The sequence below is a fragment of the Commensalibacter papalotli (ex Botero et al. 2024) genome, from assembly GCF_947179115.1.
Lineage (GTDB): Bacteria > Pseudomonadota > Alphaproteobacteria > Acetobacterales > Acetobacteraceae > Commensalibacter > Commensalibacter papalotli.
This window is the reverse complement of sequence record NZ_CAMXCI010000003.1, coordinates 1-15,973: the sequence shown is the minus strand read 5'-3', so window position 1 is coordinate 15,973 and position 15,973 is coordinate 1. Positions and strand designations below refer to the sequence as shown.

The 15,973-nt window shown below is 40.8% G+C and carries 20 protein-coding genes; all 20 read right to left on the bottom strand.

All coding sequences use genetic code 11. The features are described 5' to 3' along the window. Positions 1-2: 2 nt before the first annotated feature. A complete protein-coding gene (locus tag QMN76_RS07025; RefSeq protein ID WP_282065915.1) occupies positions 3-548 on the bottom strand; it encodes a putative phage tail protein in 546 nt (181 codons plus the stop codon). Continuing rightward, positions 545-1,651: a baseplate J/gp47 family protein gene (locus QMN76_RS07020; protein ID WP_282065914.1), complete on the bottom strand. Its 1,107-nt coding sequence runs from the start codon at positions 1,649-1,651 to the stop codon at positions 545-547. The genes QMN76_RS07025 and QMN76_RS07020 overlap by 4 nt, the downstream gene beginning before the upstream one ends. Beyond that, positions 1,651-2,133, bottom strand: coding sequence for a phage GP46 family protein (locus QMN76_RS07015; protein WP_282065913.1), 483 nt, complete (start codon positions 2,131-2,133; stop codon positions 1,651-1,653). The genes QMN76_RS07020 and QMN76_RS07015 overlap by 1 nt, the downstream gene beginning before the upstream one ends. After that, on the bottom strand, positions 2,130-2,669 hold the full coding sequence (locus tag QMN76_RS07010) for a phage baseplate assembly protein domain-containing protein (protein ID WP_282065911.1): 540 nt from the start codon (positions 2,667-2,669) through the stop codon (positions 2,130-2,132). The genes QMN76_RS07015 and QMN76_RS07010 overlap by 4 nt, the downstream gene beginning before the upstream one ends. Positions 2,670-2,943: 274 nt before the next feature. Then, positions 2,944-4,131 (bottom strand): phage baseplate assembly protein, encoded by a 1,188-nt coding sequence (locus QMN76_RS07005; protein WP_282065909.1) that lies wholly within the window; start codon positions 4,129-4,131, stop codon positions 2,944-2,946. Beyond that, on the bottom strand, positions 4,128-4,691 hold the full coding sequence (locus QMN76_RS07000) for a hypothetical protein (protein WP_282065908.1): 564 nt from the start codon (positions 4,689-4,691) through the stop codon (positions 4,128-4,130). The genes QMN76_RS07005 and QMN76_RS07000 overlap by 4 nt, the downstream gene beginning before the upstream one ends. 1 nt (position 4,692) lies before the next feature. Continuing rightward, positions 4,693-5,364 carry a DNA circularization N-terminal domain-containing protein gene (locus QMN76_RS06995; protein ID WP_282065906.1) on the bottom strand — a complete coding sequence of 224 codons (672 nt, stop codon included), beginning with the start codon at positions 5,362-5,364 and terminating at the stop codon, positions 4,693-4,695. After that, on the bottom strand, positions 5,364-8,021 hold the full coding sequence (locus QMN76_RS06990) for a transglycosylase SLT domain-containing protein (protein WP_282065905.1): 2,658 nt from the start codon (positions 8,019-8,021) through the stop codon (positions 5,364-5,366). The genes QMN76_RS06995 and QMN76_RS06990 overlap by 1 nt, the downstream gene beginning before the upstream one ends. 121 nt (positions 8,022-8,142) lie before the next feature. Next, positions 8,143-8,739: a phage tail assembly protein gene (locus QMN76_RS06985; protein WP_282065904.1), complete on the bottom strand. Its 597-nt coding sequence runs from the start codon at positions 8,737-8,739 to the stop codon at positions 8,143-8,145. Beyond that, positions 8,739-9,110, bottom strand: a complete 372-nt coding sequence (locus QMN76_RS06980) for a phage tail tube protein (protein WP_282065902.1) — start codon at positions 9,108-9,110, stop codon at positions 8,739-8,741. The genes QMN76_RS06985 and QMN76_RS06980 overlap by 1 nt, the downstream gene beginning before the upstream one ends. Positions 9,111-9,116: 6 nt before the next feature. Further along, positions 9,117-10,598 carry a phage tail sheath subtilisin-like domain-containing protein gene (locus tag QMN76_RS06975; RefSeq protein ID WP_282065900.1) on the bottom strand — a complete coding sequence of 494 codons (1,482 nt, stop codon included), beginning with the start codon at positions 10,596-10,598 and terminating at the stop codon, positions 9,117-9,119. Further along, the gene (locus QMN76_RS06970; protein WP_282065899.1) at positions 10,591-10,794 is read right to left on the bottom strand and encodes a DUF2635 domain-containing protein; all 204 of its coding nucleotides are present in this window, start codon (positions 10,792-10,794) and stop codon (positions 10,591-10,593) included. The genes QMN76_RS06975 and QMN76_RS06970 overlap by 8 nt, the downstream gene beginning before the upstream one ends. Positions 10,795-10,818: 24 nt before the next feature. After that, entirely contained in the window at positions 10,819-11,307 is a 489-nt protein-coding gene (locus QMN76_RS06965; protein ID WP_282065898.1) for a hypothetical protein, read from the bottom strand. Next, positions 11,308-11,640, bottom strand: coding sequence for a head-tail joining protein (locus QMN76_RS06960; protein ID WP_282065897.1), 333 nt, complete (start codon positions 11,638-11,640; stop codon positions 11,308-11,310). Continuing rightward, positions 11,630-12,025 carry a DUF7210 family protein gene (locus QMN76_RS06955; RefSeq protein WP_282065895.1) on the bottom strand — a complete coding sequence of 132 codons (396 nt, stop codon included), beginning with the start codon at positions 12,023-12,025 and terminating at the stop codon, positions 11,630-11,632. The genes QMN76_RS06960 and QMN76_RS06955 overlap by 11 nt, the downstream gene beginning before the upstream one ends. Positions 12,026-12,027: 2 nt before the next feature. Then, on the bottom strand, positions 12,028-13,098 hold the full coding sequence (locus tag QMN76_RS06950; RefSeq protein ID WP_282065893.1) for a major capsid protein: 1,071 nt from the start codon (positions 13,096-13,098) through the stop codon (positions 12,028-12,030). 17 nt (positions 13,099-13,115) lie between these two features. After that, positions 13,116-13,550, bottom strand: a complete 435-nt coding sequence (locus QMN76_RS06945; RefSeq protein WP_282065891.1) for a head decoration protein — start codon at positions 13,548-13,550, stop codon at positions 13,116-13,118. Beyond that, positions 13,550-14,200 carry a hypothetical protein gene (locus QMN76_RS06940; RefSeq protein WP_282065889.1) on the bottom strand — a complete coding sequence of 217 codons (651 nt, stop codon included), beginning with the start codon at positions 14,198-14,200 and terminating at the stop codon, positions 13,550-13,552. The genes QMN76_RS06945 and QMN76_RS06940 overlap by 1 nt, the downstream gene beginning before the upstream one ends. A gap of 3 nt (positions 14,201-14,203) precedes the next feature. Then, positions 14,204-15,001 carry a S49 family peptidase gene (locus tag QMN76_RS06935; protein ID WP_282065887.1) on the bottom strand — a complete coding sequence of 266 codons (798 nt, stop codon included), beginning with the start codon at positions 14,999-15,001 and terminating at the stop codon, positions 14,204-14,206. A 20-nt stretch (positions 15,002-15,021) separates the two neighbouring features. Next, positions 15,022-15,973: phage portal protein (locus tag QMN76_RS06930; RefSeq protein ID WP_282065886.1), on the bottom strand; the 952-nt coding region annotated here is incomplete at its 5' end.

Here is a 15,973-nt window from a genome sequence, read left to right as displayed (position 1 = left end):
AACTATAGCTCGTTAACATATGGGCCGAATAATATCCATGTATGTGCAGGAGCAATACGGCTGAATATGCAATGTAAAAACCCTAATTCTTGATCTGATCTTATACGCCACGTATGCGACCATTCTTCATAACCAAAAGGTTTGTTAAAAGACGTACCAAAACGAAATGGAGAATATTGATCAATGATAATATTGATCCCAAAATATTTTTTGGCATACTCAATATAAAACTCAATAGAACTTTCTACAGAGGATACTAAACGATCCACAACCAACATTTGACGAACAGAAATATCCTCAACAGGGCCAACACATGAATCAGGAAGCCCAACCGTGTTTTCCCATTCTGTAATTAATTCCGTAGCTGTGGCAGGAAAGGAAACTTTTAACAGATCAATCGCACGATCACTGTTACGTTCATAACTTTTACCAATAATAGTTGCCCATACCCAAATCATACCGCCTTCTTCCCTTGACCATATAGGTCCCATAGGCAAAAGGTTGAGTAAAGCATCTCTGAAATTTTTACTAGTGTAATGTGGAATCATGATTTAAACGTCACTTTTCCTAAAATAGGCAAATGTCCCTTACTCAAAGGAATAATGGCTTGTGTAGGACTGACAATATTATAATGAGCTACAGAAGAAACTGATCCAATTGCTCTTTCCCAAGAACTCGGATGTAATTGTGATCCTGGCACTGCCTCCCTATGAAACATATCTATTAAAGCTGCCTTAATTGTGTTTTGATTTTCAATGGTATTGCTCACACCCAAATCAGTAACAACAAAATCAACAGGCATCGCAATGGGTGAACAAACAATAATCAAAGCCGTGACAGGCTGTTTTTGCCATATATAGTTGGCAACAGCTAATTGATCCCCACTGGCAATATTATAGCGATATTCTTTTGTTGCTGATCCATCTGTACCAACTGGAAAGCCATTATTGGAAATATTGGCATCATCACACATAATCCAGATAATGACCGTGCCAATTCCAAACCCATTACGTCCTATCCATGCACGAGAAACTTGAGAAACAGATTTCGCCCATAGAATATATTCTTGCTCTCTACCTACAGAGCCAGATATACGATAGGCCTCTATAACACGCTGGCGGTATGCCTCTTGCTCCTCAAGGTCTGCACCACCCGTAATAGACGTTAAAGCAGTTACTTTAGCATCAACACCCGCCAACGCATTACCCAAAGTTAAGTTGATCCCTTGACCAGCATTACCCTTAGATCCTGAATCAACGGATTGAATGAGGGCTTGATTATTTATGCTATCCGCTAAGGTCACATAACTCCACCCATCAGGACGTTTAATAATAGTTCCTTTAGGAATAATAATTCCATCAAGCGTGCTGAATTGAACGGTTGCCGTGGCTTTAGTTGGGGCTTTCTGGTTGGTATTTTTTAATTCACCCCAGCCTGCTAAATATTCATCTGTTGCTGTCCAAGGTACGGCTTGTTTGGCAATATAATCTAAAAATTCATAATGCTGCCAAGAAATCCCTGCTTGCACTGATCCGAGCGTGCCAATCACTGAGTTTTTTAATGTTATATCAATTCCAGGAATACCTGCATTGATAATATCCTGTTGTGTTTGTTCGTTCAACTCACTTAATATTGGTATCTTAAAAGACATTATACTCCCTCCCACGCCCAAGAAAATAAGAAGACTTTGGGGTTATATTGTCTGGGTTCTATTAATTCTATTTTAAATCCTAATAATCCTGATTTGATCCAGCTGACCTCGACATTAATCGCGTTGACCAATCCGTCTTCTGTCATCCAAGAAAGGGCCTCATAAATCATATCTTGTGCCAAAGCTGTGATAGAGGTGCGATCTGCTTTGACCGCGCGGGTTAATTGCCACAAGCGTGATCCAATCGGTTCTGTACGCAACATATCCCCCCACCAACCACGTCGATCCCCATCTATTTTTCCAATAGCAGCGTTCTTTTCTTTTTGTGAGGGTTCCAAAGGTGCCACACGATCAGAAAAAAGCGAAACCATAACAGCGCTGTACAGCGCATGATCTGTGGCAATGTCACCATTCTTAATATGCCATTCGCCCTTACCTGTATCATTGCTCCAGACAATACCAATATCTTTGATTTCGGTCATGATGTGGGTTCACCTGTAGAGCTATTATTATACCCTTTGGGATGTTGATGTGATTTTAGACTAATTGACCCCGCCTTTACATCATCATAGGCTTTCATATTCTGAGCATTCACATTTTTGGTTACAGTCATATCTCCTTTAATTTGCACGTCACTGTTAATGATCATTTTTTTATTGCTTGCATTCATTTCAATTGAACCATCCTCTTTTAAAATGACCGAAGATCCTGATTTGTGATAAATCGCAACCTCGCCATCTTTAAGGGTTTTTATACGATAACGTTGATCGTTCGAGGCAACCACCACCCCTTTGTTCCGATCTCCTGATTGAAAACTGACAGTCACATCCGCCCCAACCACAGGCATGCTGGCAAAACCATAGTGCTGCATAAAGTAAATATTATCCCGTTGCTCATTCCCTGCAAAACATGCCTGTAGCGAGGGGGTATTTTGTCCTTGCTGCACACCTTTGGTTATCCGACCAATCCCCATCGACATATGAATACGCGTGGCTGCTGTTCGACTATCATCCGCCATGATTTTTCCAAAAAAAACCACCCGCTTGGGGTGGTTGTATAATTTATAAAATATCTTTTAATGATTATAGTTTTGACTTAAATAGTTCATATTTTTGGGATAAAAAATTCATTATATAAATATTTAATAAAGAATTTCTCTATGAAAAAAATTTTCTATTTATTGTTTTCATTAAGTTTAACAAGTTGCACAGGTGCAGATTGGAATTTAATTGGCAATTCGGCAACAAAATTACTAATGGACGAAGCTGCAAAAAACAAATAACCTTAAAAAATTATCCCTCAGCCATAGCCTGCACGACACCACTATTGGCAGCGTTCAAGACAATAGGTTGAGGCATAAAGGCTTCGGCAGGCATCAAAGTGATTTCTGCATGAGTGCCATCGTTACCCAGTCTGAACACTGTTTCGCTGATTAACAGTTTATTGGTTGTATTCACCTTTAATATTGGCAGGGAAATCGGTGCCAGTGTGTTGGGTGTCCATAATTTCCCGCTTTGATCCCGCCAACTATCGGTAATAATTTGCACGGACTGAGACCTGCCAAATCTGCGATTAACCTCCCATTGGGCACGTTGTTGAGAAACTATATAACCAGCATCCCCCATTTCCGCAGAAATTAATAAAGGCCGATAGCGTTTAACCATTGGATCAATCGCATCTTTTCCCACGGTTAAATCGTTCATTTGTTGAGATATTTGCGTATCTTCACCTGGCATTGCCGCCAAAGGAGAAGTCGTTTGCAAAATCATTGTAACCGCACTGAACCGTCCTGACAACGAACGCCTGACCGAGGCCTCCTCTACATTTTTCCCTTCCACAAAACCAGATGCTGCCGTCTCAGAGCCAACTTTACTGACAATAATATTTCCATCTGTGTCATCATAAAATAACAAGGCCGCAGCACGGGTCATACGGTCAATAATTTCATACCCTGTTTCGGTTAAAATAACCGAAAATTTCGGAATAACGATATTATCAACAGCACCAATTGTTTTCACGCCAATTCCATAAGGCTTACAAATCGCTTTAATTAATTCTATCACAGGGATATTGTTAAATTGATAAGTTTGAAACTTTGCCGAGCATTCGCATAAATCTGTTGTTTTTGACGTCCCTTGAACCGACAAAATATGTTCACTGGCACTTAACCTGCGTGTCACGGTTAAAATATAACCTGTGATTACAGCTTGACCACCAATACGAATGACACAATCTGCCCCTTCTGGCAAAGCACTATGGGTATCGGATGGCTCTGTACATTCCAACTCAAAAGTCGAAGGCATGATCTCTATTCCTCGACGAATAGATACCCGTGTCCAACCTGATAATCGTTTGTTATTGACATCAATGGTTACATCATTGATTCCTGATAATCGTTTGTTATTGACATCAATGGTTACATCATTGATTTTTGCATTACTTAAAGAAAATATATCGGTAATTGTTGATCCAATACTCATGAGCTCAAAACCTCTATTTCTGTTGGCATAAAGGCTGGATGAACAGGTTTAACACGTTTAATCAACTCCGATGCTCTATTACCATCAGCATATAATTGTTGTGCAAGCTGTAAAGCTGGCAAAGTTGCTGTTCGGGTCACCGTACGCAAATGAGGAACAGACCCCGCAGCATTCATTAAACATTCTAAAACTTTTGCCCTTAGTGTGCGTAACGCATTTACGGTTTGCATATTTTTATCATCAGTTGCTATGAGAATTTCATTATTAAATAATTTTGAAACTTTGGCACGTACATCTAACACTTCATCCCAACTGTCGGCTTGCCAATTTGCAATCGCTTTACAAAGGCCTGTAAGAGCTGCTCTTCGACAAATGGCAGATGTTGCTTTGATTAAATTATTTTCAGACTGTCCCAAAGGTGCTGATGTTGGTACTATAGAAACTTGATAGTTACATAAAGGAAAAATCAAATCCATTTGTGTTTTTGGATCATCAGAGAATTCTAGTAAAATGTTTGGTAAATCTATAATAGATTTTGCAAATTCATAGGGTGTGGCCATGTTAATATATCCCGTTCATATCAAAATCTGGATTAATAACTTTAACAGCCTTGATTAATTGATCTCTGTTGGTTGCTAAATTAAGCAACGCATCTTCCATTTGAGAAGCTGCAACATTACCCAATGCTGCAATTGGAATTGTTCCTGTACTTTGAAAGATTGCTTGTGACCCCCAATCACTCGCGATTGTAACAGCTTTATCCATCATCCCAAGATTAAAGGGTTGCACCGTATCACTTAGAAAATCCCCAATCGCAGAATCAGATAAAGCATCCGATAAATCCCCAATAACAGACCCAGTTAGTTCTGTAATAAAACCTGCAACAGGATTGCTATATTCAATGCAATCAAAATTGAACTCTATCTTATTTTGTAAATTATCTGGCTGACGCCAACCGCAATTAGTTATCGAAACCTTTAACATCCCAAAGGTCGGATGGATTAAATTGCCTGGACCTTCTTGTTCGACTGCATTAATCAGCAACTTACTTTGGATGATATAATCATCACCCAAAACAAACCCTTGAATATGGTATTTTCTTTGAGAACGACCCAAATCCTCTACCCATACTTGATCTTTGTTAGGATATTCGTGGATGGCTGTTTTACGACCATTTTCTCCACCGTTACTATTAACCCAAAAAGAAACTCCTCTAAAAGATGCTTTTCGCATTAAAATCCACTCGCTGATTTTATAGGATCCATTGCACGTTGATATTGAATAGATTCCACAGTAAGGTTAGAGCTACGGCTTTTGGCATTGATGTCCATTCCTTGAGGTTTCCCCTTAATATCAATTTCCAATAATAATTTTTGTGAGGACGCGTTATTATTGTTGAACGTCGGTAAATTAACCGCTGAAGCCGAAGGAATATTCATACCACCCACGCCGTCAAGTTGACCCAAGCCAGAATTTACCGTAATTGGAGATATCGCCCCCATATTCGACATGCTGGGCATGTTCTGGGCAATATTATTATTCGCTGTCAATCCTGGTGGAATAGCACCTGCAGGAACCGCCTGATTAAATTGTAGCTGTCCACTATTAGCCGATCCCAGATGTTTTTGGAAATTCATCATGGCTTTCATGCCCTCTGATGAAAACCCAGAAAGGTCCATTCCCCCTGAGGCAAGAAATTGTTTGACCCCTTTGCTGTTTCCACCATCATGATAAGCCCCATATGCAGCAACAGAATTCCCATTTACCTTTTTAAGCATTTGCTCGTAATATTTACGTCCACCCAACACATTTTGATAAGGATCGAATTTATCAACCCCCATATCTTTGGCCGCAGCATTGGTAAGCTGTGTAAAACCAAACGCAGAGGTGGTTTTATTCCCAACCATACGTCCACCACTTTCCGTCATAATCAATGCTTTCATCTGCGCTTCAGATACACGACTTCCTTGAGTAGCTTGTTGAATATACCCATTTAGCGTATTATTAAAGGCAGGCGTTTTTCCAACAATTCCTTGTGTTTGCTGCTTTGCAGGAAAGGAGACAATATTAGATCCAACTCCCCCTTGGCTTGTTGCCATAGGCGTTGTTGCAGCTTTTGTTACCTGATCAACTTTGCTTTGCATCGACGAAAAAAAGCTGCCAACTTTACCCGTCATTTGATTAAATTGCTTTTCACCATCAGACTTTGGCTTGTCTTTATTCGCACCAGAAAACCAACCCCCAAGCCAACTGCTACCACCCTTAGCTTGAACAGGCCCTGCATTATCATTCGCCACAGCTTCCACAGATGGTGTATAACTTGCAGATGATGGAGGTTGTATCTTCATCGTATTTGACACATCCTCGGCTTGCTTTTTAGTCAAACCAAGCGCATTACCGACTTTATCAACTGCAGATGTAATTTTACTGATAATATTCACAATATATTGACAAGCATTATAAAAAACTTTTTGGATACCATCTAGCATTCCGCTAAAAAAAATCGTTAAAGGTTCCCAGTTTTTTTGAATAATCCCCACAAGCCCCATAAAAGGCTTTAAAATTACTTGGATTGCTTTGATATAAATATCCCAAACTGTTTTAACCCCAGACCATAATTTTTCCCAATATGGCTTAAAGCTATCCCAATGTTTATAAATATAATTTGCAGCCAAGCCAATAGCCACACCCGCAGCAACAACGCCTATTCCAACAGGGGTCATAATTGCAAGTAATGACCCAAATATAGGAACAACGAGTCTCCCAATCGTCATCGCCATTGATGCAAAAGGCGCAATCGTTGACATGACACTGCCAACAACTCTGACTCCAATAATACCTGCAATAACTTCAAGAACGGTTTTAAGACCGCCGATCTTATCGATATTCTCTTGTACGGTATGGCTGAACTGTTTAATAGAATTCCAAACTTGTTGTACGCCATTTGAAACTTGTTGCCAGTTGATTGATTTTAGATAATTTGAAAATTGCTGCACATAACTCGCAATATTCCCAGCAACCCAATCACGATTAACCGCGATCCAATTAGCCATATTGGAAATAATGGGACTTAACACTGGCTCTATTGATTGTGCAAGGGAGTTACCAAACCCCTCAACCGATAGTGTTAATCCCGCTTGCGCCTCTCTTAATCGATTGGCCGCCTTTACCCCATCCTCATTCATAACCCCATATTTCATCGCTTCACGGCGATAGCGTTCCATACCAGCAGCGCCTTCACGCAGATAAGGCAACATTGCTTTACCAGAGGCCCCAAAAGCAGCCATGGCTAATGTAGCTTGTGCTGCTGGATTTTTGATTTTTGCAATAACATTTGCAACGTCCCCCATGATGGCTTCAAATGGACGAGCAGAACCATCAGCATTATTCATCGCAATATGCATTGCATTCATATTCGCAATAAATTGAGGATTACGCCCGCCCCGTGCACTCCATAGATTTTCTTGTAATGATGCCATTGATGAAGTTAGGGTCTCGGCAGAAACTCCAGCTAAACGCGCGCCGTTTTGCCAGCCTTGCAGTTTGGACGCAGACATTCCTAGATTTTGGGCGGTCGTTTGTAGGTTGCTGCCAAAATTAGCCCAGTTTGTGGAAAGCCTTGCCATGCCTGCAATGCTTGCAGCACTGGTAATCGTTCCCAAAACAGGAGCTATTTGTCCCATCACCCGAAAGGTAGAGGTCGCTGATGCACGCACACGGGAAAAACCCTCATTTAATCGTGTCATCCCTGATAGCTGAGAAAACCTATCAAAAGCACGTTGCAGGTTTTTAACTGGGGCCTGCATACGTTCTATGTTTGCATTGACCTGTTGAAAAATCTTTGTTGCATTATCAACTGCTGTTACTGATAAAGAAATAGGACTTACCATTAATCTTACCTTTGTGCTTTACGTTCAGCCTCTTGGCCTTCTTGGACAGCCATAGCTGCTTCAAGCAATTCCTCACCAGTCATTTCATCAATGATTTTGGGTGGCCATTTAAAAAAATAAATTAATTGCCGACCAAGTTCTCGCCAGTTTCTTGGCCACTTGGAAAAAAATGCATTAAATAATTCGAAGCTTTGAAAAATTTGCTGATAGGAAGCTTTAAAATAGTCGCCATTTTTTGACCTGTAACCGATGTTAATAACGACACTTGAAATTCGAACCCACCAATAACCTGATTGCTGTATTGATCCATTTGATGCATAGCCATTTTACGTTGCTTTACAGTTGGTTCTTGTAAAGTTAATGTTTCGATCATGTCCCCATCAGCCCCAGATAATGATATTGGCTTATCCAGTTCCATCTCCCAACGATCTTCAGAACAATCGACCTCATTATTTTTTTGAAAGGCCATTATATATTCTATGGCTTCATCTAAGATACGGGTTGGTAGTTCCTCCAACGCTTTAACTGGAATTCCTGAAACTTTCGCAATTAAAGCAATTTGCACATCATAATAAGCCTCACCAGAATTTTTATTCCCCATCGACTTAAATGCTGTAATGACATCATTAGCAATCGGTTCAGAGAGGTTGATTTCTTTATATTCATGACCATCAACCAAAATTAATGAATTAAGAGTAATCTTTTTTGTTGGTTCCATTAAGCAATATCCTCTACCACATCATCGCCCTCGAATTTAACCTCAAAGGTTCCCTCTTGGGTATTCAGTTCTGGTTGCTCAACCAGCCACATTTCATTTCCTGTGACGACTTTTCCAGCGCCTAAACGGGCAATAATCGTAGCTTTTTCTTTGTTCATTATTTCAGCAATAGATTTGTCTTTACGATCAATTAATGTTGCTGAAATCGATCCTTGGGTTGGCATTTTGGTAAACCCAGCAACGCCCGTTTGCGCAACCACAGTTTCTCGTTTAAACCCATTAACTGTAAATTTTATATCTTTGGCGTTCCAAACCTCACCATCAATGGTAAGGGTTGCATAACCACCAATTGCACCTTGTGTTGAAGCCATTTTTAATTATCCTTTGGTAAATTGGCAATTGCCAGCAATAACAAAAAGCTGATCTGAAAAACGATAAGGCATTAATAATTTAACCGTACCATTCCCTGCATTTTCTGCCGTCAGCTCTTTGGCAAAGCCCTCTGCGTCTTGCACCCATAAATTACTTGCTTGAGTGCGATATCTTGCAATACAGGTTTTCCCAATTAATTCAGCTGTGGTTGCCTGTTGCCCTGCAGTAATTTTACTGCCATCTCTTAATAAAATGTTACGAGGAAATTGAGAGGCCAAATATTGTTTCATATCTTGGATACAAATTGCAGCGGTCAGGATGGTTTCGATATTAATATAGCTGTTATCGTCATTGCCATAGCTATTACGTTGATAGGTTGTAATTAACCGTTCAATCACAACGTCACTATTGTCATTCACAATGAAGGTGGAAATCCCATCATAAAGTAAGGAGTTACGTTGATTAAACGTCAAACTTCCCAAAGCGGTAGGAGGCATCACATTTAAAATAAGCCCTGTAATAGGAATAGCAGGATTATTACGCATACTGACAGCCACATGCGCCCCCACTTGAGCCGCCCAGATCATTGGATGGGTTGGACTGTCTGATGTTGTAATTAACGTCATATGCTGGTCATTTAACTGTGTACCAAGAGGTGTAATCGTGCCATAACTTCCTTTGATTGCAGAAATAGAATGACCAAAAAGTTGTTCCGTGGTTTGCCACCGCCCAGACTGATCATTCAATAAATCCGTAAAAATCGATAAAGATTGTAAATCAGCATAAGGATGAATAAACAAATCAAACTGACGATTACCAAGGCCAGACAAAGACGATGTCAATGTTGATGGCACCCCAACCCCACCCTGCATTTGAGCAATTGTTGCAGTAATCCCTGCAGGTAATCGTTGCCCTGCAATTTCACCAAGAAGATTAATCCCCAAAGCAATATCATTACCGCAGGCTCCAGCATTTTTAGCTGTAAACGTTATTTTTGTATCTTTAGCTGTTCCTGTTACAGGTAAATTAGAAAAAGCATTCACACGATCGGCAAAGCTTTTAATTATATTAGTTGCTGAATCGCCGTTGCTCACATATTGTTCAACAAGCTGATCTCCAACATAAAAAGTAATCTTGCCTGCTTGTGTAGCTATTCCCGATAAAGTCAAAGAACCTGTTGCTTTACCGCCCCCACTTGGGTCAGATAAAGGTAAAATCCAGACCTCACCCCGCGTATCGATTTTACGATAGGCCTCTATCATTAGGGCAATTTGTGACCCTTGGCCATAGACACCTTGCACAGCAGTCACGCCAGCAGCTTCAACAGCAATATCAGGGGTTCCACTGGCTGAAACAAGTTTTTGTCCAATTAATAATACCCTGCGCCGTGCTGTTGCTGTGTTCGCTTTGGAAGCATCCAATGCAAAAAAAAGGCCAGGCACACGGTTCTCACTAGAATACCCACGAATAGAAATTGTATCAGCCATCTTTTTCTTCCTTTTTTACCATTGCCATCGTGCTTTTTTTTATCTCTGAGCTTGAAGAGGGAAGTATGATCACATCCCCTGTTTGAATAAGACGTTGCCAATGAAGATCATCAGGAACCTCTTCACCTTGATCAGACAAAAGGCGCATGGACGTAGGCCAGCGCACCATTCGTCCTGGTGCTGGTTTAATAAACATGATTAAGTTTCTCTGTAATAATAATTAAATGGTTTGACCTGTGATATGATCAAGCATGGCACCTTGCGGATTGAATTCTGCACGATATTTACATGACATCACAAAGCGTATTTCGGCAATTTGTTTACCTGTATCTCCGTGAAATACAATATCTGTATCAAAAGATGGGATCTGTTCGACCATTTTTTGAAAATCATAATCGCATAGAATGGCATCTTCGATTTTATAACAAATTGCATCTATCTGATCTGAAGCATTATCAATATTGACAAAACTGCAAAAATATTGAGTAACCAAAGTGGCCGTTCGAATAAAAACAGGCGTGCCAACGGTTAAAGCCTCTGCATGATCCGATGGTGAAGATGTAAAGAAGCAAGGCAATCGATCTTGTGGAACCTTGATAGGAAAGTTTTTAAAGATGCGATCATCAGGAACCAATTGCGTTTCTTGTAAAATAATTGCCAATCGATTGCGTAAAAGAGACCTATATAAAATCTTATTTGGTTGCATCATTTAAACCTCAGCATTATTCAAAATCAAATGTGCGCCCCCTTGCCCATCAACTTGCACCTCTTGAACAAAGTAATCGATGCCCTCAATCGTCACCCAATCCCCCATATCTGGTTTGCTGGACAAATCATCAAGGCGAATACCCATCACTACACGCGTAGCAACAATTCCACTGTTTCCACCGTCTATTCCCGTAATGGGGTCTTGTAGACGTGTCACATCATCAAATATCGCTTTTATTAGTTGGATCTGACCATTTTGATTGTGATAAAGAACCCCTCTGCCAAACGAATTCATACAAGGGATTAGCACAAGGTCTTTAAAATTAACTGACATCACTTCCTTCTTTGGGGATATGGGGTTGAGGAATAATGACCCCTCCAGCTGGTAAAATAGACCCCTCAACTGCATAATGATGTTTAATCAAATGATCTGCATCTTGTTGAGGCAAATCGAGGATTGTTCCCCCTTTATATCGCACCCCATTATGATATAAAGTGCGATTACGCATCAATGTAACCGTAGTGGTTCCTGTGGACGCAAAAAAAGCAGAAGATTTTTGATCATTCTGCTTCGTTACATCAGTATCAGAGCCTTTCTGTAAAGATGGTGATGGATTATTATCCACCGTTGCTCCTGGAGGATTATCCCCAATATTTAGCTCTGGAGGGAGGCCTTCATTTTGATCTTTGAAGTCTGGATTTTTTGGATCTTTTGCCATGATTAGTCATTCCCTTTGGTAACATGTGCAACAAAGCTTGCATTAATTCGGGTTGGAATGGTTAAGGGAGAGGATTGCAACATCAGCATTAATTGTCCTGGGTCGTTTTCAAACCACATTTTCGGTGCAAATGGTGCTGGCACATACCCTAATGCGGGATCTAAGATTAACCCATATGCCCGCGTTCCACCCAATTGATCAGAAATCCCCATCATAATGCCATCAGGGATCATCGGACGTTCCACATTCTTTTCATCCACGTACCATTCATTATACAACCATACGCGATACGTGCCCCAATATCCTTGCAAAACGGCACCCGCAGCCATCGATGGTCCACCCTTTAAATTGACATCGTCATTGGCACGAATGGCAGAGTTTAACAACATTTGATAAATTTTTTCATTTTTAATCAAAGCATCATAAGCTGAATTGGTAAAAACTAAATCGGTAATTTGCGCACCAGAAGATTTTAATACTTGTTTTGCCCAACTCCGTGTATCTGCAGTTGGATCAGCAATGCTGTTCGTATCATCCCACAGGCTTGTTCCAGTAAGAACAATATTTAAATCAGGATCACGACCAAAATCAATAAATGCCGTTTCATATCCATCCCCCTGAATAGTCAAGCTTCCATTCGTCAAGCTTTGCGTTGCCATCCATTCCATACGGCGTTTTAACATATCTTGTTGGTCAGCTAATTCCATCGCAAGAACGGCCATATAGCGTTCCTGACCAGTCTGTTGATTACCACCAATTTGTTCGCCAATCATACGACGAACTGGACGCATCATATCAGGGGAACGCTTATCTTTGATATAAGGAGGTTTAAAAAGTTTCGTTTGAATACGCCGACTTTCAACCAACTTCCCCTCTACTAAAGGAGAAACGAAAGGCGACATACGCCGTTTACCAACATCAATATCAATAGCAACATGACCATCATTGGAAACAACTTCTTGTGGAAAGAAACTATCCAAGAAAAAGCAATTCGCTGTTTTTAAATTTTCAACAACGCCAATTAATGTGGCGGTATCATATATTGTAAATCCAGTTTGTTGTGTTTCAGACATTTTATACTCTTATAAACTTAGGTTGGGTTGTCAGCATTAACGACATCTTTGAAAAAGATAGTAAAAGGACGGGAAGCATCTCGTAATGCATCAAGCGTCCAAGAATCATCTATAATGATACGATTGGCATTAAATTCACCCGTAAAATAAGCCCCAGCAGTAACGTCACCATTTGTTGTGTTATATGTATCTGCCAAAACCACGATGGATGATGGTGTTGTGGTTGAAGTGGTGCCATCATTATTCGTAGCAGAGGTTAATTTAGAAATAACATAAACCCCAGTCTCGTCTTTACTGAGCACTGTGCCACGCTGCAAAATACCTTGGTCAGTTTTCAACGTGATATTTTGTGTGACAAGCTGTAAATCCCCAGCAATTAAGTTATCTTGGCGATAGCTGACATCAATATTTCCAGCTATTTGAGCACTTCCACCCATAATTATTGCACTCATTATTTACTTCCTTTCAGAACAACACCTGTTCCTGCTGCTGCTTGTAAAATTTTAGCAGCTTGACTTTGATTAACACTGGGGTGCGGGGCATCAGGACTTACAAATTGATGAGTAACGCGTGCCATCCGTTGATCAAAAGCACTGGCCTTTGATCGTTTTGGTGATGATGGCCGTGTCATTGCCCCTGCCTTTAAAATACGAATTGCACTTTTACGTGAAAGGTTGCTGCCAAATGCCAACTCCGCCGCAAGTGCCAGATTATTGGCCGCAGCTTTACAACCAAAGATTGCCGCACAACGTCCCCGTTCTCTTGCTCTAGCTTGAGCTGTGGTGGTATCTTCTTCATCCTCAGCATCGGTTTCGTCATCGCCTTCATCTTCAGCATCAATATCGTCGTCATCCCCTTCAGCGTTGGTGCCATCATCATCTTCCTCAGCACGCTTGGCTTTTTTGCCTTTTTTGGCTCTGCCGTTTTGATCTTTTGGATCTTCGGGATTTTGGCCATCATCCTCGGCATTATTATCTTGGTCATTATTATCCGCATTTTGATCTTCTGGATCAGATTCTTCTGCCCTAGCGTTAACTAAATGTGCAAAACTATGAGCTTGTTTTTGCTGTCTTGGTTTTTTGTTGGCCAATGTTTTAACCATCCTTTATTTTCCTTTTATTTGTTGTGTATATAAAAAAGCCTCATCCGCTGACATCACATAATCAGCCAATCCAGCCTGTACACCAAAAGAGCCAAGAAAAGTTCCTGCCTCCATATCTCGTATTTTTTGGGCAGGTAAGTTACGATTTCTGGCGACTTGTTTCACAAACATTTCACCCAAAAAATCGACATCAGCCTGTATGCGACCTAACGCACCTTCGGTCAAAGAAGTCGTTGGTGCGTTCTCACCTTTAAAAGCACCATAGGTTATGGTAGTGATTTTAATCCCTGCTTTATCCAAGGCGTTGGTGATATCTGTGTGCATGGTAATGACACCAATACTGCCCACCCCACCCGCCATAGGCACGGTCACAACATTGGCCGCACTGGCAATTGCATAAGCCGCGGAATAAGCACTGTCATCACAAATGGCAATGACTGGCTTAACTGATCGAATTTTATAGATAATATTCGACAGCTCAAAACAACCCGAAGCAACACCCCCAGGACTGTCAATTAACAAGATGATTTTTTTAATCGTGGGATCATTAACCGCATTGGCCAATTGATTACGAATATAATTATACCCACATGCCCAACCAGAATAGTAAAAATCCCCAGGGACTAATATTCCCTTGATTTCAATAATTGCAATATCTTTACAATGTTCAACAGTTGGCAACTCTGCTTGCCCTATACCAGCTAATAACCGCCGATCCCCAGCCATGATTTCCTCGGCTAATAAGGACGCACGTCCGCGTTCCAACGCCAAAGGTCGGTTTAATAATTCTATAAAATTCATAATGCTTTCAGTTTAACTTATTACGCAGTCGGTTTTTGTTGCGGTTGAGATGCTGAAGAGGCTTGGCCATTTTGAATATTCCCAGCCCATTCTGGCAAAGGAATACCCAATTGTTTAAATCGGTCTATTTCAATAGCACGTTGATTAATAATTTCTTCCCAATCACCGCCTGCATTTTCAGCAGTTTCTGATTCCAAAGAAGATAAACCTGCATCCATCCCTAAAATAGAGCCTTGACGTTCAGAAACTGGATCAATCCACCCACGCCCTGGTCCCAACCATTTACATCTGGAAATTGGTGTTTTTAACAAATCAATATGGTCGATTAACCATTCATCCGTCACCCCTTTTGGCCAAGGAAGATCATTGACCATACAACATTCCTCTAGCCACGCCGTGCGTAGTGGTGAGGCAAAGCCAGAGGCAAAATTATCCCGCCTGCGCGTTAAAGTTTTCCATGCTTCCAACATCGCTGCTCTTGCCGATGAGTAATTTACATCAGACCAATCTTGACTGATTTGTTGGGTAGAAAGCCCCGTTCCCGCAGCAATATGACGCAGTGCCGAGCCAAGAAATTCTTTATATTGAGAATGAGGGTGCGTAGCACTGATTGTATTGATCTTTTCCCCTGGGAATAATGTAGGAAGGCGCATATTCCCAATCGTTAAGTTTTTACCTTGATGATATTCAGAACGATTATGTTGATAGCGCATCAAGTCTTCATTATTTTCCAACCCCAATGCATCGGCAGCCGAAGCAGGATCAAAAGGACTTTCTAAATAGGCCGCAAGGAACGCATTTAAAACCGCTGCATCCATTTCTGTTTGATCATATTTAGTAATCATTTTCAGGCGTTGAATAATCGGGGTTAAAATCCCAGCCCCACCTCGATGTTCGTCTGCACGTTGTGTTTCAAAATAATGAACAACCTTTGGCCTGCCCCAATCAGTTTCTTTTTCAATATAGTTCCAC